This window comes from Streptomyces varsoviensis (assembly GCF_000718635.1).
GTDB lineage: Bacteria > Actinomycetota > Actinomycetes > Streptomycetales > Streptomycetaceae > Streptomyces > Streptomyces varsoviensis.
In genome coordinates, this window is sequence record NZ_JOBF01000017.1 from 68,247 (window position 1) to 89,551 (window position 21,305).

General features: G+C 72.4%; 20 protein-coding genes. 13 read left to right on the plus strand and 7 right to left on the minus strand.

Annotation, left to right across the window (positions count from 1 at the left end; all coding sequences use genetic code 11):
* The first annotated feature begins 21 nt into the window (after positions 1-21).
* From IF55_RS24095 to IF55_RS24115, 5 genes are all read left to right on the plus strand, one after another.
* On the plus strand, positions 22-1,971 hold the full coding sequence (locus IF55_RS24095) for an FAD/NAD(P)-binding protein (protein ID WP_078645102.1): 1,950 nt from the start codon (positions 22-24) through the stop codon (positions 1,969-1,971).
* A gap of 219 nt (positions 1,972-2,190) precedes the next feature.
* Positions 2,191-3,297 carry an LLM class flavin-dependent oxidoreductase gene (locus IF55_RS24100; protein WP_037966113.1) on the plus strand — a complete coding sequence of 369 codons (1,107 nt, stop codon included), beginning with the start codon at positions 2,191-2,193 and terminating at the stop codon, positions 3,295-3,297.
* Positions 3,294-4,697 carry an NtaA/DmoA family FMN-dependent monooxygenase gene (locus IF55_RS24105; RefSeq protein WP_078645107.1) on the plus strand — a complete coding sequence of 468 codons (1,404 nt, stop codon included), beginning with the start codon at positions 3,294-3,296 and terminating at the stop codon, positions 4,695-4,697. Before IF55_RS24100 ends, IF55_RS24105 begins: the two co-directional genes overlap by 4 nt.
* A 14-nt stretch (positions 4,698-4,711) precedes the next feature.
* Positions 4,712-5,545: a DUF1684 domain-containing protein gene (locus IF55_RS24110; RefSeq protein ID WP_245661380.1), complete on the plus strand. Its 834-nt coding sequence runs from the start codon at positions 4,712-4,714 to the stop codon at positions 5,543-5,545.
* Between the two features lie 350 nt (positions 5,546-5,895).
* Positions 5,896-6,804, plus strand: coding sequence for a S1 family peptidase (locus tag IF55_RS24115; RefSeq protein ID WP_030886755.1), 909 nt, complete (start codon positions 5,896-5,898; stop codon positions 6,802-6,804).
* Between the two features lie 195 nt (positions 6,805-6,999).
* Here IF55_RS24115 and IF55_RS24120 read toward each other — a convergent pair whose 3' ends face one another.
* Both IF55_RS24120 and IF55_RS24125 read right to left on the minus strand, forming a co-directional pair.
* Complete coding sequence (locus tag IF55_RS24120) at positions 7,000-7,827, minus strand: hypothetical protein (RefSeq protein ID WP_030886753.1); 828 nt, start codon at positions 7,825-7,827, stop codon at positions 7,000-7,002.
* 2 nt (positions 7,828-7,829) lie between these two features.
* Complete coding sequence (locus tag IF55_RS24125) at positions 7,830-8,174, minus strand: MmcQ/YjbR family DNA-binding protein (RefSeq protein ID WP_030886751.1); 345 nt, start codon at positions 8,172-8,174, stop codon at positions 7,830-7,832.
* Between the two features lie 89 nt (positions 8,175-8,263).
* On the opposite strand from IF55_RS24125, the gene IF55_RS24130 reads away from it, so the two are divergent.
* Together IF55_RS24130 and IF55_RS24135 are read left to right on the plus strand one after the other, a co-directional pair.
* Positions 8,264-9,196 (plus strand): aminoglycoside adenylyltransferase domain-containing protein, encoded by a 933-nt coding sequence (locus IF55_RS24130; RefSeq protein WP_037966109.1) that lies wholly within the window; start codon positions 8,264-8,266, stop codon positions 9,194-9,196.
* 152 nt (positions 9,197-9,348) lie between these two features.
* On the plus strand, positions 9,349-10,317 hold the full coding sequence (locus IF55_RS24135; protein ID WP_030886746.1) for an SPFH domain-containing protein: 969 nt from the start codon (positions 9,349-9,351) through the stop codon (positions 10,315-10,317).
* A gap of 39 nt (positions 10,318-10,356) precedes the next feature.
* Here IF55_RS24135 and IF55_RS24140 read toward each other — a convergent pair whose 3' ends face one another.
* Positions 10,357-12,183, minus strand: a complete 1,827-nt coding sequence (locus IF55_RS24140) for a PQQ-binding-like beta-propeller repeat protein (RefSeq protein ID WP_030886743.1) — start codon at positions 12,181-12,183, stop codon at positions 10,357-10,359.
* A gap of 175 nt (positions 12,184-12,358) precedes the next feature.
* A complete protein-coding gene (locus IF55_RS24145) occupies positions 12,359-12,769 on the minus strand; it encodes a MerR family transcriptional regulator (protein WP_037966106.1) in 411 nt (136 codons plus the stop codon).
* Positions 12,770-12,927: 158 nt separating this feature from the next.
* Between IF55_RS24145 and IF55_RS24150 the strand changes: the two genes are divergently transcribed.
* From IF55_RS24150 to IF55_RS24165, 4 genes are all read left to right on the plus strand, one after another.
* On the plus strand, positions 12,928-14,007 hold the full coding sequence (locus tag IF55_RS24150; protein WP_030886738.1) for an alkene reductase: 1,080 nt from the start codon (positions 12,928-12,930) through the stop codon (positions 14,005-14,007).
* A 572-nt stretch (positions 14,008-14,579) separates the two neighbouring features.
* Entirely contained in the window at positions 14,580-15,650 is a 1,071-nt protein-coding gene (locus IF55_RS24155) for a S1 family peptidase (protein WP_030886733.1), read from the plus strand.
* 304 nt (positions 15,651-15,954) lie between these two features.
* Entirely contained in the window at positions 15,955-16,602 is a 648-nt protein-coding gene (locus tag IF55_RS24160; RefSeq protein ID WP_245661374.1) for an RNA polymerase sigma factor, read from the plus strand.
* The gene (locus tag IF55_RS24165) at positions 16,599-17,171 is read left to right on the plus strand and encodes a hypothetical protein (RefSeq protein ID WP_030886727.1); all 573 of its coding nucleotides are present in this window, start codon (positions 16,599-16,601) and stop codon (positions 17,169-17,171) included. The genes IF55_RS24160 and IF55_RS24165 overlap by 4 nt, the downstream gene beginning before the upstream one ends.
* A gap of 115 nt (positions 17,172-17,286) precedes the next feature.
* Here IF55_RS24165 and IF55_RS24170 read toward each other — a convergent pair whose 3' ends face one another.
* Positions 17,287-18,015, minus strand: coding sequence for a DinB family protein (locus IF55_RS24170; protein WP_048832386.1), 729 nt, complete (start codon positions 18,013-18,015; stop codon positions 17,287-17,289).
* A 368-nt stretch (positions 18,016-18,383) separates the two neighbouring features.
* Here IF55_RS24170 and IF55_RS24175 point away from each other — a divergent pair, with 368 nt between their 5' ends.
* A complete protein-coding gene (locus IF55_RS24175) occupies positions 18,384-19,313 on the plus strand; it encodes an rRNA adenine N-6-methyltransferase family protein (protein ID WP_048832387.1) in 930 nt (309 codons plus the stop codon).
* A gap of 195 nt (positions 19,314-19,508) precedes the next feature.
* On the plus strand, positions 19,509-20,057 hold the full coding sequence (locus IF55_RS36070) for a transposase (RefSeq protein ID WP_157854462.1): 549 nt from the start codon (positions 19,509-19,511) through the stop codon (positions 20,055-20,057).
* Here the strand turns inward: IF55_RS36070 and IF55_RS24185 are convergent.
* Both IF55_RS24185 and IF55_RS24190 read right to left on the minus strand, forming a co-directional pair.
* Positions 20,054-20,464 carry a VOC family protein gene (locus IF55_RS24185; RefSeq protein WP_030886717.1) on the minus strand — a complete coding sequence of 137 codons (411 nt, stop codon included), beginning with the start codon at positions 20,462-20,464 and terminating at the stop codon, positions 20,054-20,056. The genes IF55_RS36070 and IF55_RS24185 overlap by 4 nt on opposite strands.
* A gap of 214 nt (positions 20,465-20,678) precedes the next feature.
* Positions 20,679-21,182 (minus strand): NUDIX hydrolase, encoded by a 504-nt coding sequence (locus tag IF55_RS24190; protein WP_030886714.1) that lies wholly within the window; start codon positions 21,180-21,182, stop codon positions 20,679-20,681.
* Positions 21,183-21,305 lie beyond the last annotated feature (123 nt).

Consider the following 21,305-nt stretch of genomic DNA (forward strand, 5'->3'; position numbering starts at 1 on the left):
CTGCATCCACGGAGCCTCCGCATGTCTTTGGGCAGCGCAGCCACGCCCCACGAAACCCTCCCCGCCCCGCCCTCCGTACTCTCCGGGCCTTCCTCGGCGTACGGACCGAGCGGCGCCCTCATACCCGCCCTCGTGATCGTCGGCGCCGGGCCGCGCGCCACCGGAGTCCTCGAACGGATCGCCGCCAACGCGCCCGAACTCCTCGACGGCGCCCGCCTCGACATCCACCTCGTCGATCCGCATCCGCCCGGCGGCGGCCGGATCTGGCGGCACGACCAGTCGCGGCTGCTGTGGATGAACTCCATGGCCGAGGACGTCACGATGTTCAGCGACGACTCCGTCACGCACGAGGGCCCGGTCCGCCCCGGCCCGTCCCTCGCCGAATGGGCCGACCTCGTCCGCACCGGCGCGCTCACCGTGGACCTCGACCCCGAAACGGCGGCGGAACTGGCCGGGTTGACCGGACAGACCTTCGCCAGCAGGCGGCTCCAGAGCGCGTATCTGCGCTGGGTGTACGAGCGGGCGCTGGCCGCCCTGCCCCCGCACATCACCGTCCACGAACACCGCCGCCGCGCCGTCCGCGTCTCCGGGCCGCGCGACGGGCGGCAGCAGGTATGGCTCGCGGACGGGCCCACCCCGCTCCTCGCCGACCTCGTCGTCCTCGCCCTCGGCCACCTCGACGCCGAACCCGACGACGAACAGCGCGCCCTCGCGTCCTTCGCGGCCGAACACCAACTGACCTACCTTCCGCCGGAGTTCACCGCCGACAGCGACCTGACCGGGCTGCGCCCCGGCGAGCCCGTCATCGTACGAGGCTTCGGGCTGGCCTTCATCGACCTGATGGTGCTGCTCACCGAGGGGCGCGGCGGACGCTATACGGACGACGGCCCCGGCGGCACGCTGACCTACCACCCCTCCGGGCGCGAACCCGTCCTGCACGTCGGCTCGCGGCGCGGCGTCCCGTACCACTCCAAGCTCGGCTACCCGCTGCGCGGCGAGGCGCCCCCGCTGCCCCGCTTCTTCGGCCCGGCACAGGTCGACGCGGTCCTCGCCCGCCCCGGTCCGCGCGACTTCCGGCGCGACGTCTGGCCGCTGATCGAGAAGGAGCTGGGCTTCGCCCACTACCACCGGCTGTTCACCGCCCACCCGCACCGTACGGCCGTCGACTGGCGGGACTTCGAGGAGAAGTACGCGGCCTGCGACCCCGGCGGCCCCGCGCTCCGGGCGCTGGTCGCCGCCTCCGTGCCCGACCCCGCCGACCGGCTCGACCTCGACGCGCTCGACCGCCCCCTCGCGGGCCTGCGCTACGACGGCGCGGACGCCCTCCAGGACGGCCTGCGCGGCTACATCGAGGCCGACCTCGCCCGCGCCCACGACCCCGCGCACAGCCCCGACCTGGCCGTCTTCCTCGCCCTGCTGTCCGTCTACGGGCAGTTGACGCGCCTGGGCGACCTGGGCCCGTGGTGGCACGGCTTCTTCAGCTACGTGGCCTCGGGCCCGCCCGGCCCCCGGCTCCGCGGGCTCCTCGCCCTCTCCCGCGCCGGCGTCGTGCGCTTCCTCGGCGCGGACCTGACCGTGACCGCCGACCCCGAGCGCGGCGTCTTCCGGGCGGCCGGCGCGAGCGTGCCCGGCCACGCCGTCGAGGCGAGAGCGCTCGTCGAGGCCCGGCTGCCCGCGCCGTCCGTGACCCGCTCGCGGGACCCGCTGCTGCGCGGCCTGCACACGGACGGAGCGGCGGCGACCCCGGCCGGGCTGCTCGCCGTCAGCCCCGCGGACGCGCGCGTCCTGGACCGTACGGGCCGCCCGCACCCCCGCCGCTTCGCCATCGGCGCCCCCACCGACGCCCGCTCCTCCGGCGCCTTCGCCCGGCCCCGTACCAACGCGCCCGCCTTCCGGCAGAACGACGCCACCGCGCGGGCCCTGCTCACCTTCCTCCGCGACGCGTCGTGTCGCGCACCGCTCAGCGCCTGACCGACCCGCGAGACGCGCCGAAGACCGGACCGCCGAAAGCCGGACCGCCGAAAGCCGGACCGCCGAAGACCGGATCACCGAAAGCCGGACCGCCGAAGACCGGACCGCTGAAGACCGGTCCGCCGAAAGCCGGACCGCCGAAGACCGGACCGCCGAAAGCCGGACCGCCCAAAACCGAAAGTCGGACCATCGAAGGCCGAAAGAAGGCAGGCACCGACCATGTCCGTACTACCCTCTCCCTCCCGACCGCTGCGGCTGGCCGCCGCCATCGGCCGCGGCGATGCCGCGGACGCGCTCGACGCCGAGCCGTACATCCGCGCCGCCCGCCTCGCCGAGCGCGGCAGGCTCGACTTCGTCACCCTCGGCGACTCCTTCACGCGGCGGGGCCCGGACGCCCTCGCCGTGCTGGCCCGCGTCGCGCCCGCGACGGAACGGATCGGCTTGGTGCCGACCGTCACCACCACGCACACCGAGCCGTTCCACGTCTCCAGCGCCGTCGCGACCCTCGACTGGGTCAGCCGCGGCCGGGCCGGCTGGACCGTGGACGTGTCGACGACGGAGGCCGAGGCGCGGCTCTTCGGCCGCCGCCCCGCGGCCCCGGCGCGGGCCCTGTGGCGCGAGGCGGCGGAGGTCGCCGACGTGGCCGGGCGGCTCTGGGACAGTTGGGAGGACGACGCCGAGATCAGGGACGTCGCCACCGGCCGCTTCATCGACCGCGACAAGCTGCACTACGTCGACTTCGAGGGCGGCGACTTCTCCGTGCGCGGCCCGGCGATCGTGCCGAGGCCGCCCCAGGGCCGGCCGGTCATCGCGGTGGACGCCACCGCTTCGCTGCCGCGCGAGGCCGCGGCCCGGCACGCCGACATCGCGTACGTACGGGCCATGAACCGGAGCGGCGCCGCCGGGGCGCGGGCGGATCTGCGCGGCCGCGCGGCGGCGCACGGCCGCGACCCGGACGCGCTGACGGTCCTGGCCGCGCTGACCGTCGACCTGACCGACGGCGAGCGCGCGGCGTCGGCCGACTCCGCCTCGTACGAGGGGAAACTCACGGCCGGCCGCGGCGGGCGCACGCGCTACCGGGGCGGCCCCGTCGGCCTCGCCGCGCTGATCGGCGACTGGTACGAGGCCGGGGCCGCGGACGGCTTCCACATCACGCCCGCCGACCCGGACGGCGACCTGGAGCGGTTCGTCAACGGCACGGTGGCGCTGCTCCAGCACCGCGGCGTCTTCCGCACCTTCTATCCCGGCGCCACGCTCCGCGCCCACCTCGGCCTGGCGCGCCCCGCCGGCCGCTACGCGCCCGCACCCGCCGGAGGCATCGCATGAACACGCCGGTCAAGAAGCAGATCCACCTCGCCGCCCACTTCCCGGGCGTCAACGCCACGACCGTCTGGGCCGATCCGCGCTCCGGCAGCCAGATCGACTTCTCCTCCTTCGAGCATCTGGCCCGCACCGCCGAGCGCGGCCTGTTCGACTTCTTCTTCCTCGCCGAGGGGCTGCGGCTGCGCGAGCACAAGGGCCGTATCCACGACCTCGACGTGGTCGGCCGCCCCGAGTCGATCACCGTGCTGAACGCCCTCGCCGCCGTCACCGACCGCCTCGGGCTCGCCGCCACGGTGAACGCCACCTTCAACGAGCCGTACGAACTGGCCCGTCGGCTCGGCACGCTGGACCACCTCAGCGGCGGCCGGGCCGCCTGGAACGTCGTCACCTCCTCCGACGCCTTCACCGGCGAGAACTTCCGGCGCGGCGGCTACCTCGACCGGGCTGACCGCTACACCCGAGCCGCCGAGTTCGTCGCGGTAGCCCGTGAACTGTGGGACTCCTGGGATGGCGGCGGCGCCCCGCGCCCGTTCGCCCACAGCGGGCGGCACTTCGACATCTCGGGCGAGTTCGGCGTGCGGCGCGGCCCGCAGGGCCATCCCGTGGTCATCCAGGCGGGCGACTCCGACGAGGGCCGCGAGTTCGCGGCCTCCGCCGCCGACATCGTCTTCACCCGGCACGGCACGTTGGCGGCGGGCCGCGCGTTCTACGCCGACGTGAAGCGGCGGCTCGGCGCGTACGGCCGGCGCCCGGCGGACCTCAAGATCATGCCCGGTGCGACGTTCGCGCTCGGCGACACCGCCGCCGAGGCGCAGGAGAAGGCCGCCGAGATCCGCCGGCTCCAGGTCTCGCCGCAGAACGCGATCCTCGCCCTGGAACAGGTCTGGGGCCGCGACCTGTCCGCGTACGACCCGGACGGGCCGCTGCCCGACATCGACCCGGACCCTGAGAGCCAACTGGTCCAGGGCCGGGTCCGGATCGGCGACCCGCTGGCCGTCGCCGCGAAATGGCGGGCGCTGGCGGCGGCCAAGGGGCTCTCCATCCGGCAGACGGTGATCGAGACGACCGGGCGGCAGTCGTTCATCGGGACTCCCGAGAGCGTCGCGGCGGAGCTGGACGAGTTCGTGCAGACGGACGCCGCCGACGGCTTCATCCTCATTCCGCACCTCACGCCCGGCGGGCTCGACGACTTCGTGGCGCGCGTCGTGCCGCTGCTCCAGGAGCGCGGCTCGTTCCGCACCCGGTACGAAGGCACGACCCTCCGCGACCACCTGGGCCTGGCCCGGCCGCCCGCCGCCCCGGCCCCGGACGCCCCGGCCCCTGACCCGAAGGACCCCGACGCGAAGGACCCGGACGCCCCCGCCCCCGCGCGTGGCACGCGCGGAGCGGCTGTGAAAGGTTGAACGACATGAGCGATATGAGCGGCATGGGTGGCATGAACGGCAGCGGCGACGACGCGCGGCAGCAGTGGAAGACCTGGCACGAGAACCGCGTGGCGACGGTCTCCGAGCCGTACGGACCGCTCGCGCTCACCGGCACGCACTGGCTCGCCGACGCCGTGGACGGCCGCCTGGAGACCTTGGACGGCACCGTCCTGCCGGGGCGCTGGACCGAGGGGGCCGGTGACGACACGATCGTGCTCGGTGCGACGGCCGCCGACGGACTGACTTTTGACGGCCGGCCGCTGGACGGCGAGGTCCGGCTCGGCGCGGACGACGGCCCGGGGACGGCCCGCGTCGCCCGCGGCGCACAGCGCTACGTCGTGCTGCGCCGCGAGGGACTGTGGGCCGTGCGGGTCTTCGACCCGGACGCCGAGAACCGCCGCGCCTTCGCCGGGATCGACGTCTTCGACTACGACGAACGGTGGGTGCTGGCGGGGGAGTTCCGCCCGTACGACGCGAGCCGCACCGTACGCGTGGGCAACGCCGACGGCCGGGAACGGGGCCTCGGGCTCGGCGGCGAACTGGCCTTCACGGTCGACGGCGCCGAGCACACGCTCCAGGTCGCGGTCGAGGACGACGGCTCGCTGTGGGCCGTACTCGCCGACGGCACGAGCGGCCACGACAGCTACCGCTTCCGCTTCCTGCGCCCGCCGGCCCCGGCCGCGGACGGAACGGTGACCGTGGACTTCAACCGGACCCTGCTGCCGCCGTGCGCCTTCGCCGACCACTTCATCTGCCCGTTCCCGCCGCCGGGCAACACCCTGCCGATCGAGGTACGGGCGGGGGAGCGCAACCGGCTGACGCGCTGACGGAACCGGCCGCGGGGCGCTGAGAGGGCGGTGCCGGAACAGGCCGGGGACGGGGGAGGAACAGGCCGGGAGACGAGGGTGGAACCGACCGGCCCGCCGATACGTCCTATCGCCGACCCGAGGGGGTCAGCACCAGCCCCGGCGGCCCAAGTGCCGTCGGGGCCATGGCCGTTGTGCCGCCGACGGCCGTCCGAAAGCCGCCCTTGCGTCCGCCGTCCGCACGCCTCGATACTCCGCAGCAGCGCTTGTCAGGGGCACGGCGGAAAACGGAATCCGGTGTGCCCTTTGACTGCGCCTCACGGGCCCGTCCACCCCACGGCGGGCCCCCTACCCCCCTCGGGAGGAAGAACGTGAGGATCAAGCGCACCACCCCCCGCAGCGGCATCGTGAGACGTTCCGGCCTGCTCGCCACGGCCGCCGGCCTCGCGGCCGCGACGGCGCTGGTCTCCACCAACGCCCACGCCGACGGCGCCCGGTCCGTCGAGCCGTACAGCGCCGCCCAGCTCTCCTCCGTCGACTCGGCCGTGCGGAGCGCCGACGTCGCGGGCACGGCCTGGTCGGTGGACCGCAAGACCAACTCCGTCACCGTCGCGGTCGACGAGACCGTCACCGCGGCCGACATCGCCAAGATCAAGTCCGCGGCGGGCGCCAACGCCGGCGCCATCCGCATCGAGCACATGAAGGGCAAGCTGCGCAAGCTGCTCTCCGGCGGCGACGCGATCTACGCGCCGAGCTGGCGCTGCTCCCTCGGCTTCAACGTGCGCAAGGGCAACACGTACTACCTGCTCACGGCCGGACACTGCACCGAGGGCAAGCCGCCCTACTACGCGAACTCCAGCAAGACCACGAGCATCGGCCCCACCACGGGCACGAGCTTCCCCGGCAACGACTACGGCATCGTGCAGTACACGAACACCTCGCTGGCCCACCCCAGCGCCGTAGGCAGCCAGGCCATCACCAAGGCCGCCGACCCCACCGTGGGCCAGAACGTCACCCGGCGCGGCTCCACCACCGGCACCCACAGCGGCAGGGTCACCGCGCTGAACCAGACCGTCAACTACGGCAGCGGCGACATCGTCTCCGGTCTGATCAAGACCACCGTCTGCGCCGAGCCCGGCGACAGCGGCGGCTCGCTCTACTCCGGTTCCACCGCCTACGGACTCACCTCCGGCGGCAGCGGCAACTGCACCTCCGGCGGGACGACGTTCTTCCAGCCGGTGGTCGAAGCGATGAACGCCTACGGCGTGAGCCTCTTCTGACCGAGCTCTGACCGAGTGCTGACTGAGCTCTGACCGAGCTCTGATCGTGTTCCGGCCGGGCTCTGACCCTGCTCCGAGCACGTCCCGAGCACGTTCCGAGGGAAGGCGCGGCCTTTCTTCCCCACCTTCACGGCCTTCCCCGTCCCGCCTGCCCCCGGCCGCGACACCGGCCGGGGGCAGGCGCGCGTACGCGACTCACCGGGGGAGCGCCGCAGGCCCGTACGCGCCTCCGCCCCGTTCCCCGCCGCCGAGCCGTTCCGCGATCTTCAGCAGTTCGCCGGGGGCCAGGTGCGCGCCCGAGTCGCACACCATGTAGGTGAAGGTCCCGTCGAACCAGGTCACGCCGTGCTCGGACCCCGGCCCGTCGAAGAAGCGGCCGGACAGCCCGCCGACCGACACCGCCTTCCCCTCGCCGCCGCCCTGCTGCCCCCTCCCGGTGATCTGCGCGATGGCCAGCGACGGAAGCCCCGAGCCCTCGCGGTAGTAGCGGGTCCAGGCGGGACCGGGCTCGTGCTCGCGCTCCAGCAGGTACGGCAGGCCGGGCCGGGGGCCGGGTTCCTCCTGGTACATGGCGTCCGTCTGCGCGTATCCCGTGGGGAGGTAGCGGGGGGTGAGGAGGAAAGCGCCGTCGAAAGGGGGGATGCGGCCGCCGGTCGAGGCGTCGACGAGCCGCCGCTGTCCCAAGGGCTCCCGCAGCGTGACGGCGACTTGTTGATATTTCGTGGTCTCGCAGGGGTGCGACAGGTTGGAAATGCCTGTCCTGATCGTCACGGCGACGGCGTCGGAGGACTCCCGTGCCGCCAGCTCGGGCCCCGCCTCCTGGCAGGGGGACCATGAGACGGCGGCGGTGAGCGTACGTCCGTCCCGGCTCACCAGCACCTGGCTCGACACCAGCCCGTCATCGCGATGGTTCTTGAGTCGGTCCTCCCAGAGCCACCACGCGGTCAGGGCGACGGTGACGACGGCTGTCGTGCCGACGATCCATAACCCCCGCCTCAGATACGTGAGTTGGTCGGGTCGCACGCTCAGGCCGCCCCGGTGAAGGCGTCCAGCAGGTGCGGCGGGGCCGCCTGCTTCCAGGAGTCGACGAGGATGTCCCGCAGCTCGTCGAGGTCCTCCAGGGCGGCGAGCCGTACGCGCACCCAGTTGGAGCCGGCCTCGTGGGGCGGCACCCAGAACTTCTCCGGCTCCGCCGCGATCAGCTCCTGCCGCTCGTGCATCGGGCAGCGCACGGCGAACGAGGTCTCGTCGTCGGGGACCGTGACGAACATCTTGCCGGCGACGCGGAAGGTGGGCATGGACCACGCCTCCTTCTCCACCGTCTCCGGCAGGGAGAGGGCGATGCGGCGTACGTCTGCGGAATCGGTCATGATCAACAGATTAAGCGGTGCCCGTACGGCGGCGGTGCCGCGCCGGAAACCCTTGGCCCCCGCCGCGCCCGCTCCCTACGATCCGGACCGTGACGACGACGGAAGCGCAGGTGGAAGAGGTCGTACGGCTGGTGCGGCAGGTGTTCGGCGCGGATGTCGCCGGCGCGTACCTCCATGGCTCCGCCGTGCTGGACGGGCTGCGGCCGAGCAGCGACATCGACGTACTGGCCGTGCTGCGGCGGCGCACGACCGAGGGGGAGCGGCGGGCGCTCGTGACCGCGCTGCTGGAGATCTCCGGAGCCGTTGGCGGGGACGCCCGGCGGCCCGACGAGGTGGCGGACCCCCAGCCCGACGAGGTGGCGGAAGCCCGGCCCGGCGGGGCGTCGGACGCCAGGCCCGTCGCGCTGGCGGACGCCCGGCCCGGCGAGGTGTCGGAAGCCAGGCCCGTCGAGCTGACGATCGTCGTCCAGGACGCGGTGCGGCCGTGGCGGTACCCGCCGCGCTGCGAGTTCCAGTACGGGGAGTGGCTGCGTACGGAGTACGAGCGCGGGCACACGCCGGAGCCGGGGGACAGCCCCGACCTCGCGCCGCTGATCACCATGGTGCTGCTCGGCGACGCCCCGCTGTACGGGCCGCCCCCGGCCGCCGTGCTCGACGCCGTACCCCACGACGACCTGCGCCGCGGCATCGTCGCCGGGGTGCCGGAGCTGCTGGCCGAGCTGGCGGACGACACCCGCAACGCCGTCCTGACGCTCGCCCGCGTCTGGCGGACCCTGGCGACCGGGGAGATCTGTTCCAAGGACGCCGCCGCTGCCTGGGCGCTCGTCCGGCTCCCCGAGGAGCACCGTCCCGTGCTGTCCCGCGCCCGGGCCGGCTACCTCGGCCCTCCCGGGACTCCCGGCCCTCTCGGCGCTTCCGGCCCTCCCGGCGCGGAGCGCGAGCGCTGGGACGACCTCGCGCCGCGCCTGCGCCCGTACGCCGAGCACGTCACCGCCGCGATCGAGCGGCTGATCTCGGGCTGACCGGGCCCGGCGGCCGGGGGCTCCGCCATCAGGGGCCCGCCGTCAGGGACTCGACCGCTGCCCGTAGCGGGCATACCGTGGGAAATAACACCCGCCCTCCCCGCTGCCGGAGGTGGCGACGGGGAGGGGCCCAGGACGGCTAGGGGGCCGTGATGGTCGAGGAGCTGGTGGCAGCAGGAGCGGCGGTCGTGTCCGCGGGTGTGCTGTACGCACTCGCGGCGGCCCGTGTGGTCAAGCAGTACGAGCGGGGCGTGGTCTTCCGCCTCGGCCGGCTGCGGGACTCCGTGCGCGGGCCCGGGTTCACGATGGTGATCCCGGCCGTGGACCGGCTGCGCAAGGTGAACATGCAGATCGTCACGATGCCGGTGCCCGCCCAGGAGGGCATCACCCGTGACAACGTCACGGTCCGCGTGGACGCGGTCGTGTACTTCAAGGTGGTCGACGCGGCCAGCGCCGTCGTCGAGGTCGAGGACTACCGCTTCGCCGTCTCCCAGATGGCCCAGACCTCGCTGCGCTCGATCATCGGCAAGAGCGACCTGGACGATCTGCTCTCCAACCGCGAGAAGCTCAACCAGGGCCTGGAGCTGATGATCGACAGCCCGGCCGTGGGGTGGGGCGTGCAGATCGACCGGGTGGAGATCAAGGACGTGTCCCTCCCGGAGACCATGAAGCGGTCGATGGCCCGGCAGGCCGAGGCCGACCGGGAGCGGCGGGCGCGCGTCATCAACGCCGACGCGGAGTTGCAGGCGTCGAAGAAGCTGGCCGAAGCCGCGCACGAGATGTCGGACGAGCCCTCGGCGCTCCAACTGCGGCTGCTGCAGACCGTGGTGGCCGTAGCGGCCGAGAAGAACTCCACGCTGGTGCTGCCCTTCCCGGTGGAGCTGCTGCGCTTCTTGGAACGCGCCACGCCCCGCGCCCAGCAGCAGTCACCGGCCCAGGAGCAGCCCTCGGCTCAGCAGCAGCCCTCGGTCCAAGAGCCGTCACAGCTTGAGCCCCAGCTACAGCCGCACCCGCAGCCCGCGCCCGAGCCCGAATTCCGGCCTCAGCCCGAGCTCCACCCTCAGCCCGAACTCCACCCTCAGCCCGAGCTCCACCCTCAGCCCAAGGCCGAGCCGCAGTAGGCACCGCCGCGGGCGCGAGCCACGAGCGAGCCGACCGGCTCACCTCCTCTTGGCCGCCTTGGCCGCCTTGGCCGCCTTGGCCGCCTTTGCTGTCTTGGTCGCCTTGGTCGCCTTGGTCGCCTTGGCGACGCGGGCGGGGCCGTGCTTCGGGGTGCCGCGCCAGGTGAAGACGTACTCGTTGGTGTCCTTGACGTGACGGACGGCCATGTGCGCCGGCAGCTTGTGTGCCGGGTCCCTGGTGAGGATCAGCCGGTCGTTCTGGGGGGCGCGGATGGCGAGGACGCCGCCGTTGCTGAGTTCGCGATAGGGGCAGCGGAGCTGTTTGACGGTGAGATGGATCGGGATCTTCAGCCGGTTCTGGCCGTCGAACCTGATCCAGCCCTGGCCCGGCATGATCGACCGGATGTGGCGGTGGTTGTTCCGGTCCCGGTACGTCAGTTGCAGCTTCACCGGGCCGTCCTGCGGGTTGGCCTTCATGTCGGCGAATTTCAGGCGGACCTGGTCCGGCTCCGACGCCTCGGTCACGTGCATGAAGTACACGCCCGGCGTTGCGGACGGGCTGGAGATGGAGGTGATCTTGATGCTGAAGCCGCCGGGCCGGCCCCCGGCCAGCAGCGTGGGGGCCTTCGCCCATCCCTTGTCCGCCCCGTCCCGTGCCGTGGTGGCGATCGCCGAGGTCCGCGGCCGTCCGCCGACGATGAAGCGCGCGGCCGTGCGGCCGATGATCCGGAACTTCAGGTCCGTGCCGCCCACCGGCTTGTGCCCGTCCAGCGCTTGGGCCCGCAGATGCCCGAACGACGTCTTCGCCTCGGCGGTGCGGTTCGTGTCGCCGTACGTCCGTACCGCCGACGGCTGCGCGGCCGTTTCCCGTACGACGGCGAGGCTGCGGTGCCCGTCGGTGGCGACGTGGGCGACCGGTCGGCCCGCGGCGCGCTTGGTGAGCCGCCACGCGCGCTTCTTGCCGTACGGGGAGTGGAGGAGGAACGTGCTCTTGCCCGTGACCGCCAGGAACTCCCGGTGTGCGGTGGCGATATGGCGGAACTTCCGCCCCGCGGCCTGTCTGCGGAGGGACTTGCTCGCCTTGGGGCTGGTGGAGACGTAGGTGCCGTCGCTGGCCAGCGCCGAACTGGAGGGGCCGCCGCTGATGCGGACGACGCGCTTGCCCTCGGCCTGCTTCAGGATCTCGCCGGACTGCGCCCCGGAGGCCATGAGGTGGCCGCCCTTGGCCAGGGCCAGAAAGCCGTGGCCGCCGGCGATCGAGGTCACCTTCTTCCCCCGTGCCTGGTCCATGAGGCACTTGGTCCATCCGGTCTCGCCGGCGAGGTGGAGTCTGCCGTCGTTCGTCAGCGCCAGGACCCCGCCGGGGGCGACGGTGATCTGGGTGATCTTGTGGCCTCGTGTCTGGCTGAGCAGGTCGGGCGCGGTGATCCGCCGCTTCGGGTCGGCGACGATCGGTCTGCCGGTGGCGGTCAGCGCCGCCATCACCCCGTCGGCGGTGGAGACTTGGGTGATTCTTCGGCCTCTGGACTGGCGCAGCATGTCCGCCACGTCGGGTTCCCGGCCGGCGGCGAGGAGGGTGCCGTCCGCGGTGAGGGCGACGGCGGAGGTGTCGACGTCGAGCTGGGTGATCTTCCTTCCCTTGGCCTGCCGCTGGAGGCGGGCGGCCAGCGCCGCGGAGTCGCCGCCGGCGCCGATGAACCTGTCCGGGCCTTGCTGGTGGCGGGGGGCGTGCCGGGGCCCGGTGCCGGTGGTGGTGGCGGACTCGGGCGGGTGGGCGGGATCGGCGTGGACGGTGCTGGTGGCAAGGGGAGCGATGAGGGCGGTGACCAAGGTGGTGCCGACAGCGAGCCGCTGGCGATGATGCATGGCGGGGCAACTCCTTCGCATGGGGGTACGCGGGCACACGGGGGCGCGAGGTGAGCTGTGGCCGCCGCGCGTCGCGGCTGCCAGAGCCGGGGGGGTCCGTCACGGAACCCGCGTATTGATCATCGGCAGGTGCGTCGCCGCCGGGCCACCCTTGTACGCCCGTACGGGATTGGTGCTACGAGCACCGAAATCCCGAGCCGTCCGCCAGTGGAGTGGCGGTCCCGTTCTCCAGCGCCTCCCGGTGCGCGCGGGTGACCTCCATCATCCGGTCGAGCGTGTCCCGCGCCCGGAGGAAGTCGTCGATCTGGGCCGTGATCCGGTCGCGTTCGAGGGCCATCCGCTCAAGGGCCGCGTCGGAGTTGTGCGTACTCGGCGATTCGGCGCACGGCATGAGCTCGGCGATGGTGCGGCTGGAGAGGTTGGCCGCGTACAGCCCCTGGATGTACTGGACGCGAGCGACGTCGGCCGCCGCGTAGTGCCGGTGTCCGCCGCCGCTGCGGTCGCTGGTGAGCAGCCCCTGCTCCTCGTAGTAGCGCAGTGAACGCACGCTGACTCCGGTACGTTCCGCCAGCTCTCCGATGCGCATGGGCGCGGCTCCCTCCGTCGGTCTCCGGCGCGGTGCGGCCATGTGAGGGCTCTCACACGCGTCCGCGACGCCTTCGACTTGAAACTGACATGGATGTCAGATTTTAACGTGGTCCCGCGCCCCACAGGAGCGGGGTGCGGTGCACGAAGGAGAAAACGATGCCGTCCCTGTTCAGCAGCCACCAGCTCGGCGGGCTCACCCTGCCCAACCGGACCGTCATGGCCCCGATGAGCCGCGTCAGGGCCGCCGCCGGCGGACTGGCCACCCCCGCGATGGCGGTCTACTACGCGCAGCGGGCCTCGGCCGGCCTGATCGTCTCGGAGGGGGTCCAGCCCAGCCTCGTCGGGCAGTCCAACCCCGGCACGCCCGGTCTGCACACCGACGAACAGCGGGACTCGTGGCGGCAGGTGACCGACGCCGTGCACGTCAACGGCGGGCGCATCTTCGCCCAGCTCATGCACGGCGGCCGGGTCTCGCACCCGGACACCACGGGGTTCCAGCCGGTCGGGCCGTCGGCCGTGCCCGGCGAAGGCAGCGTCTTCACCCCGAACGGTCCGCGGCCCATGCCCGTGCCCCGGGCGCTGGCGACCGACGAGGTGCCGGAGCACGCACGCTCGTACGCGGACGCCGCCCGGCGCGCGGTCGACGCGGGCTTCGACGGGGTCGAACTGCACGGCGCCAACGGCTACCTGATCTCCCAGTTCCTGTCGTCCAACGCCAATCTGCGCGACGACCGCTACGGGGGCTCGGTCGCGAACCGCGTCCGGTTCGCGGTCGAGGCCGCCACCGCCACCGTCGAGGCCGTGGGGGCCGCCCGTACGGGCATCCGCCTCTCGCCGGGCGGCGGCGGCATCTGGGGCGTGTGGGAGAACGACGCCGTCGAGCTGAACACCGCCCTGCTCGCGGAGCTGGCCCGCCTCGACCTGGCGTACGTGCATGTGACGGCCACCGCGGACGACGACGTACTCCTGCGGCTGCGCGAGGCGTGGCCCGGCACCCTGATCGTCAACCCGGCCGTGCCCGGCGGTCCCCGCCCGGCCGGACCGGCCGACGCCGACCGCTGGCTCGGCCTGGGCGCCGACCTGATCAGCTTCGGCCGCGCCTTCCTCGCCAACCCCGATCTGGTCGAGCGGCTGCGTACGGGGCTGCCCATCGCGCCGGTCGACACGGAGACCTTCTACCAGGGCGGCGACGCCGGATACATCACCTACCCGGCCTATCGGCACGCGGTGGCCTGACCCCGGGCCGCCCGGCCGGTTCTGTGCAGGCGGCGCGCGCGGCCCGAGCGGTCCATGGCATGGGCGCCGGCGCCGCCATGGGGCCGCGCCGCCATCGGGCCGTGCTGCCACGGGTCCCGCGCCGGCAAGGGGCCCGCGCCGCCACGGGTCCCGCGCCGAGATGGGTGCGCGCGGCGACGCGTGGGGCCGCGCCGCCCCCGCTGCTCGCGCCGACACAGGGCCTCGCGCCCGTAATTCACTCGGCGTAAGCCGCCTCGCATTTCGGAAACGGAGCGGCGGTTACCGGACAGATTTCGGTCTCACCCTGCGCTGACCAGCCAACTGCCCTCCGTAGGTAGGACCCTGGCCGACGTGCGTGGCGTTACTCCTGCGGCGTACGTGACGGGGGCGCACGAAACCTTGTTCGCGCGACTGGAAGTCGGTCTTGTGCACTCCCTCGCCGTGTCGGGATACTCGACGGCGCAACTTGGCATGGACGCGACCCCGGATCGGGGGCGAGTCCGTGTCGTACCCCCTCCGGGCCCGGGCACTACCCCACGAGCCGGGCCCATCCCCCCACTGGAGGTCAAGAGTTGAAGCACCGTCGGATGCCCAAGCGGCGCGTAGCCCTCGCGGGAGCGGGCGTCGCCGTACTCGCGGCCGCGTCCCTGACCCTGCAGAACGCCAACGCGGCCCCCGGCCCCACCCCCGACACGCTGTCCGTCACGTCGGCCGGGAAGCTCGCCGGCGAACTCTCCGCCGGCCTCAAGGGTGACGCGGCCGGCTCCTACTACGACGCCAAGGCGAAGAAGCTCGTCGTCAACGTCCTCAACGAGAAGGCCGCGGACCAGGTCCGCAGGGCCGGGGCCGAGCCGAAGGTCGTCAAGCACTCGCTCGCCCAGTTGGAATCGGCCCGCAGGACGCTGGACGCGGACGCCGCCGTCCCCGGCACCGCCTGGGCCACCGACCCGAAGACCAACCAGGTCGTCGTCACCGCCGACCGCACGGTCAAGGGCGCCGCGCTGTCGAAGGTCAGCAAGGTCGTCTCGTCGCTCGGCGACAAGGCGGCGCTCAAGAGAAGCGCTGGTGAGTTCAGGCCGCTGATCGCGGGCGGCGACGCGATCTGGGGCAGCAGCGCGCGCTGCTCCCTCGGCTTCAACGTCACCAAGGGCGGCCAGCCGTACTTCCTGACCGCCGGCCACTGCGGCAACGCGGTCAAGAGCTGGTCCGACCAGCAGGGCGGCCAGGAGATCGCGACCACGGAGGCATCGACCTTCCCCGGCCGTGACTACTCCCTCGCGAAGTACACCGGCCAGACGGACCACCCGAGCGAGGTGAACCTCTACGGCGGTACGCAGAAGATCACCAAGGCCGCCGAGGCCACCGTGGGCGAGCAGGTCAAGCGCAGCGGCTCGACCACGCAGGTCCACGACGGCACGGTCAAGGCGCTCAACGCCACCGTGAACTATCAGGAGGGCCAGGTCGACGGCCTGATCCAGACCGACGTCTGCGCCGAGCCCGGTGACAGCGGCGGCGCCCTCTTCGACGGCGAGTCGGCCCTCGGCCTCACCTCGGGCGGCAGCGGCGACTGCTCCCAGGGCGGCGAGACCTTCTTCCAGCCGGTCCCGGAGGCTCTGAAGGAGTACGGGGCCGAGATCGGCTAGCACCCGGTCCCGGTCCGCTCGACGCGGCCCCCGGACAACCCACTGACGGGTTGTCCGGGGGCCGCGCGCGTTCCCCGAGTACGTACGCCGCGCGCGTTCCGAGTACGTACGCCGCGTGCGTTTCCCGAGCACGTACGCCGCGTACGGCGCATCGTGTCGGCCCTGTGGCCGCCTGGCTCCGGTGCGTATCGCCGGCCGTCGCCGAGCAAGCCGACGAAAAAAACTGGTGGAACGATGAAACAGTTCGCCTCCGTTCGGCCAAGTACCGGGTGTAAGGGGATCACCAACCACCTTGGAGGCACGGGTGCCCCTGATACCCGAACGGGCCGCAGCGGCCCGACGACCGACGAGCCGGGCCGCCCCGCCACGGCCGGACGCCGCCGGCTTCGCGCTCTTCTACGAGGAGAACTTCGACGCCGTCCTCGGCTTCGTCACCCGGCGCACGGCCTGCCCGCAGGTGGCGGCGGACCTCACCGCCGACATCTTCGTCGCCGCGCTGGAGGCCGCCGGTCAGTACGACGCCAAGCGCGGGGCCCCCGCCGCCTGGCTGTACGGCATCGCCCGCAACGTCCTCTCCACGCATTACCGCGGCAGCGCCCGTGAACAGCACGCGGTCGCCCGGCTCAACGGGCGGCGGCTGCTGGACGAGGAGGACATCGCCGCCCTCGACGAACGCATCGACGCCGAACGCGCCGCCCGCGAACTGACCGAGCGGCACGCGGAGCTGATCGAACCGCTGCGCGCGGTCCTCGAACTGGTGGCCGTCGACGGCCTCACCCCGCGCGAGGCCGCACAGGCCCTCGGCCTCAACACCACGACCGTACGGGTGCGTCTGCACCGCGCCAGGCGCGCACTGCGCACCGCACACCCACCCGTCACCGACCGTACCGACCCGACCGGGCCCGCAACGAGCGCGGCCCGCGCAGAACGCACCCTGGAGGTTGTCTCATGACCACGCCGAACGGATTCAAGAAGCAGCTCGCGGAGCAACTGTCGGCCATGGCCACCGCCCCCGCCCCTGCCGCGCCCGCCGCGTCCGTCCCCGCCCGCCGCCGGCGTACCCCGCTCGCCGTGGCCGCGGTGGCGGCCGTGGCCGCGGCGGTCGTCGTGCCGGCCGTGAGCGGCTCCGGCAGCACGCCAGCGTACGCCGTGAACAAGCAGGCCGACGGCTCCCTGATCCTCGACCTGAACCGCGCCGAGGGTCTGCCCGGACTCCAGAAGCAGTTGAAGAAGCTGGGCGTGCCCGCGGTCGCCCTGAAGGCGGACAAGAACTGCACCGAGGCTCCGCCCGCGGAGTACTGGGCCACCCAGTTCCACGCGCTGACCTCCGAGCCCGGCAAGGCCCGCATCCGGCCCGACATGATCCCGCACGCCGCGACCCTGCTCATCGTCGCGGAGTTCAAGAAGGACGACTCGGTCAAGTCGGTGGCCTACCGGCTCGTCAAGAAGAACAAGGTCCCCACGTGCGCCGTCCCGGGCATCGGTGAGGGCGTCCTGGACCCGTCCGTCAAGGTCGGCTGACGCGTGTGCGGCGCCGCGAATGACCACCGCGGCGCCGCACGGCGGTCGACTGAGAATCGCTTCACCACGGGGCGGAAACCCGATGCGCCGCGAGTAGTGGTCCCGGTGGCCGGCCCTACTCGGCGTCCTGTGCCTCGATCGCCTCGATGAGGTCGAGGTCGCGGACGCAGAAGCGGTGGTGCTCGAAGGTCTCGTTGAGCACCGTGCCGAGGCACTGCCGCACCGAGCGGCCCCGGGCGTACGGCGGCCACACATCGTCGTCGGGGACGGGCGCTCGCGCCGCGAGCCGCACGGCGGTGACCTCGTCGAGCCATCTCTCCAGCTCGGCGGCCTGTGCCTCACGCACGCTCACGATGTCGTCGAAGCTCGGATCGAGCGAGAGGTCGAGCCCGTGCGCTCCCCGGTAGGGCTCGACGGTCGTCCCGAGGCCCATCGGCGTGAACAGCTCCGTCGAGCCCAGGCAGCAGCGGCGGAACCACGAGTCGTGGACGAAGACCAGGTGGCGCATCGTCTGCACCGCCGACCACTCGCCGTTCACGCTGCGGCGCTCAATGCCGGGCGTACGGCGCATTCGCTCGACCGCGGCGGCCCACCCGGCACGCAACTGACGCCACGCCTCGCGCAGATCGGCCGGGTCCTCGGAGCGCATCAGCACCCGCACCGGATGACGCCGGTCGAGCTCTGCCTCGACGTACTCCATGACCTCGACACCGTTCACCACGAGGTTGGTGACGAGCCCGTCGACCACAGCGTCCTGCATGACAACGCCGACCAGGCGCGCCCCGGTCAGATCACACTCGCGGAACTCCGCACCACGCAAGTCCTCGTCAACGTACCGCGTCATGCCCCGCATCCTAGATCCGACCACCGACAAGCCGGCTTCCCCGGCTTGATTCGGCCTCCCCAGCCACCCGCCGCGCGGGGCGGCTCGTAGCGGGGCACGTCGTCGCCGACCAGGGCGTCGAACCGGGGGCGGCCGGTTGTTACGGGCATAGTCGGCCCGGCAGCGTGGCGATCACGGCTCCCGGGCGGGCACACTGGCACGGCCGCCGCCGGAGCGTCGAGGGGGCTCGTGTGAGGGACCGTGGGGAGCAGAACGGCCAGGTCGGCGGCGATTCGTCGAGTCCGGGCGACCCTGGTAACCCGGTGCCCGAGCCGAGTCCTGAAGAGCCCGACGATGACGATGAGAAGTAGCTGACGGGGGCCGGAGCGATGGACGCGGCCGGCTTGCGGGCCCGGTGTGCGGCCGACATCGAGGCGCGCGGCGACGGCGCGTACTTCAGCGGGCAGCCGTGGCTGCGGGAGGCGTTCCTGGCCGTGCCGCGCGAGGAGTTCGTGCCGGAGCGGGTGTGGTGGGCGCACCCCCGTACGGACGGGCTGTACCACGTCATCGACCGCGCGGACCGCCCCCGGGCCTGGCTCAAGGCGGTCTACCTGCCGCTCGCGGCGCTGATCACGCAGATCGCCGACGGCCGGATACGGCCCGAGGACGGCCCCACCGCCCGCGCCGACTTCACCAGCTCCCTCTCCTGCCCGGCCGTGGTGGTCGACATGCTGCACCACCTCGACCTCCGCCCCGGCGACCGGGTCCTGGAGGTCGGTACGGGCAGCGGCTACAACACGGCCCTCCTCACCCGCCGGGCCGGCCGGGTGGTCAGCGTGGAGATCGACCCGAGGCTCGCCGCGCGGGCCGCGGCCACCCTCCACCGGCTCGGCCACGCCCCGCAGCCGCTGGTGATGTGCGCCGACGGGGAGCAGGGACACGCGGCCGGCGCCCCGTACGACCGCATCCTCTCCACCGCCGCCGTCCGCGCCATCCCCCCGGCATGGCCGCGGCAGGCCCGTACGGGCGGGGTCATCGTGACCCCGCTGGCCACCCCCTTCGCCAGCGACGCACTGTGCCGACTGGAATGCGACGGCCGGGGCGGAGCGACCGGCACCCTCATCAAGAGCGTCCGCTTCATGAAGACCCGCGGCCAGCGGGCGGAGGTCCCCTTCGCCGCCCTCGGATGGACCCCGGCCGCGGCGGCCGTGGCCCCCGGCCGGCCCTGGGCCGACTACACGGTCACCGTCAGCACCTCGGGGAGGCAGCGCGTGTGCGTACGGTCCGAGGTGGTGAGCACCCCCGGCAGGCCCGGTTAGGCGGCTCGGGTGAAGGTGGCTGCTGGTTGGGTAGGCGTCCTGTGGGAGGGAGGTCATGTCGAACATCCTCCGCATCGAGTTGACCGACGAGCAGCGTTGCGAGTTGCGCGAACTGCTGGCTCGGCGGGATCTGACCCGCTGGACGCGGGCGAGCGCGACCTGATCTTCCTGGACGAGTCCGGCTTCGCCCCGACCATGTCCACCGGCTACACCTACTCGTGCATCGGGCAGCGGGCAGTGGTGCCCCGCGAGGACACCAGGAACCGCCGGGTCGACGTGCTCGGCGCCCAGATCGTGGGCACCCGCCGGACCTTCTCCTGCAGACCACCTGCGGGAAGAACGACGCCGGGATGCTGCTGGAGTTCGTCTGCGGACCTGGCCGGCCTGCCCGGTGGGGCCGCAGCCCTGGGGCTGGCCGCCGACGGCCTCGATGGGCAGTTGCCCGTCTGGGCGCGCCCGCGGCCGTGCACCGTGGTGCTGGACAACGCCTCAGCGCACACGGCCAAGGCGTTCAAGGGCCGCCGCGAGCAGCTGACCAAGATCGGGGTGGGGCTGTTCTACCTGCCACCGCGCAGCCCGGAGTTGAAGGACATCGAGTTGGTCTGGCGCCAGGCGAAATACCAGGATTACCCGCAACGCGCCCAGACCAGCACCAACGCCAGTGGCAAGGCCGTCGACCAGGCCATGAACCATCAACGCGACCGGATCCGACAATCAGCAACGAACCGCGTCCAAGCCGCTTAGCCGCGCTTGGGCCAGATCGGGCCCTGGTCGGTCCAGATGACACCCTTGTTGCGGCACAGGCAGAAGGGGTGACCGATCGGGTCGGTGTAGACCTGCCAGCCGTAGCCGTTGGGGCCGATGAAGTCCTGCTTTAGCGTCGCACCGAGGTCGAGGACGCGGTGCTGCTCGGACTCGATCTCATCCACTTCGAAGTCGAGGTGGAACTGCTTGGGGTGCTCGCTGTCGGGCCACTGCGGAGCGCGGTAGTCGTCCACCCGGATGAACGCCAGCTCGATCTCGCCGAACTGAATGCCGGCCCACTCCTCGGAGCTGCCTTCCTTGACCGGACGGCCCGTCACCTCGGAGTAGAAAGCTGCCAGCTTCATCGTGTCCGGGCAGTCGATAATGAAATCGGTGAGTCGCAGCATCCCGCGATCTTGCCACAAGCTCACACCCGACTTCGAGAAGGCCCTAAGCAACTCCACTGAGGTGCGGGATCAAAGAGTTCCTGGGGCCCCAGGCCCCATTCACCAGGGGCGGCCAGGTTTGTACCGCAGGTGCGGATCAGCAGCGGACTTCGGCGGAGCCGCTTAGTACTCCAGCTGTAGATCGTGATCTCCATGTTGTGGCCGCTGTTTTGCATCACCAGCGGGCGACGAGCGTTTCCTGCGCGTCCCGGTTGCGGTACAGCCAGGTGGTCCCCGGCGCGATGGTTCCGGTCAGGTAGCCGACGATGGGCTCCCGCTGTGCTGCGCTGTCCAGTTCACCAAGCAGTTTCAGGGCGTCTGGCAGGGCGAAGAAGGCGGCTTGTTCGATGTCGTCGTCCTGCGGTGTGAGGTCCCCTGCCCACTCGTCGATCTCGAAGGCGGCGGCCAAGGCCGAGGGGTGTTGCTCGGAGTCGATGTGCATGAGGAACGCGGTCCGCACCGGGTCGCCGACCAGCAGCCCGGTCTCTTCTCGCAGCTCACGCCGGAGAGCCTCGTGCAGAAGCTCGCCGTCCTCGACCCCGCCACCGGGCAGCGACCAGAGCATCTCACCGTCGGTGCCGAGGCTCTCTCGTACGAGCAGGATCTCATCGTCTCGACGGATGATGCCGATGACCAGCTGCACCCGGGGTCTGGGGGTCTTTACATTTTCAACTGCCATGCCGCGAACCGTATGTGACGGCCCGATCGCCAGTGACCGGGGCCGCCGCGGAGAGAGGGCGACCACCGTTGATCATCGTGAGTTGTGTGGACTGACGAAGAGACGGTGGCCGCAGGTCACAGC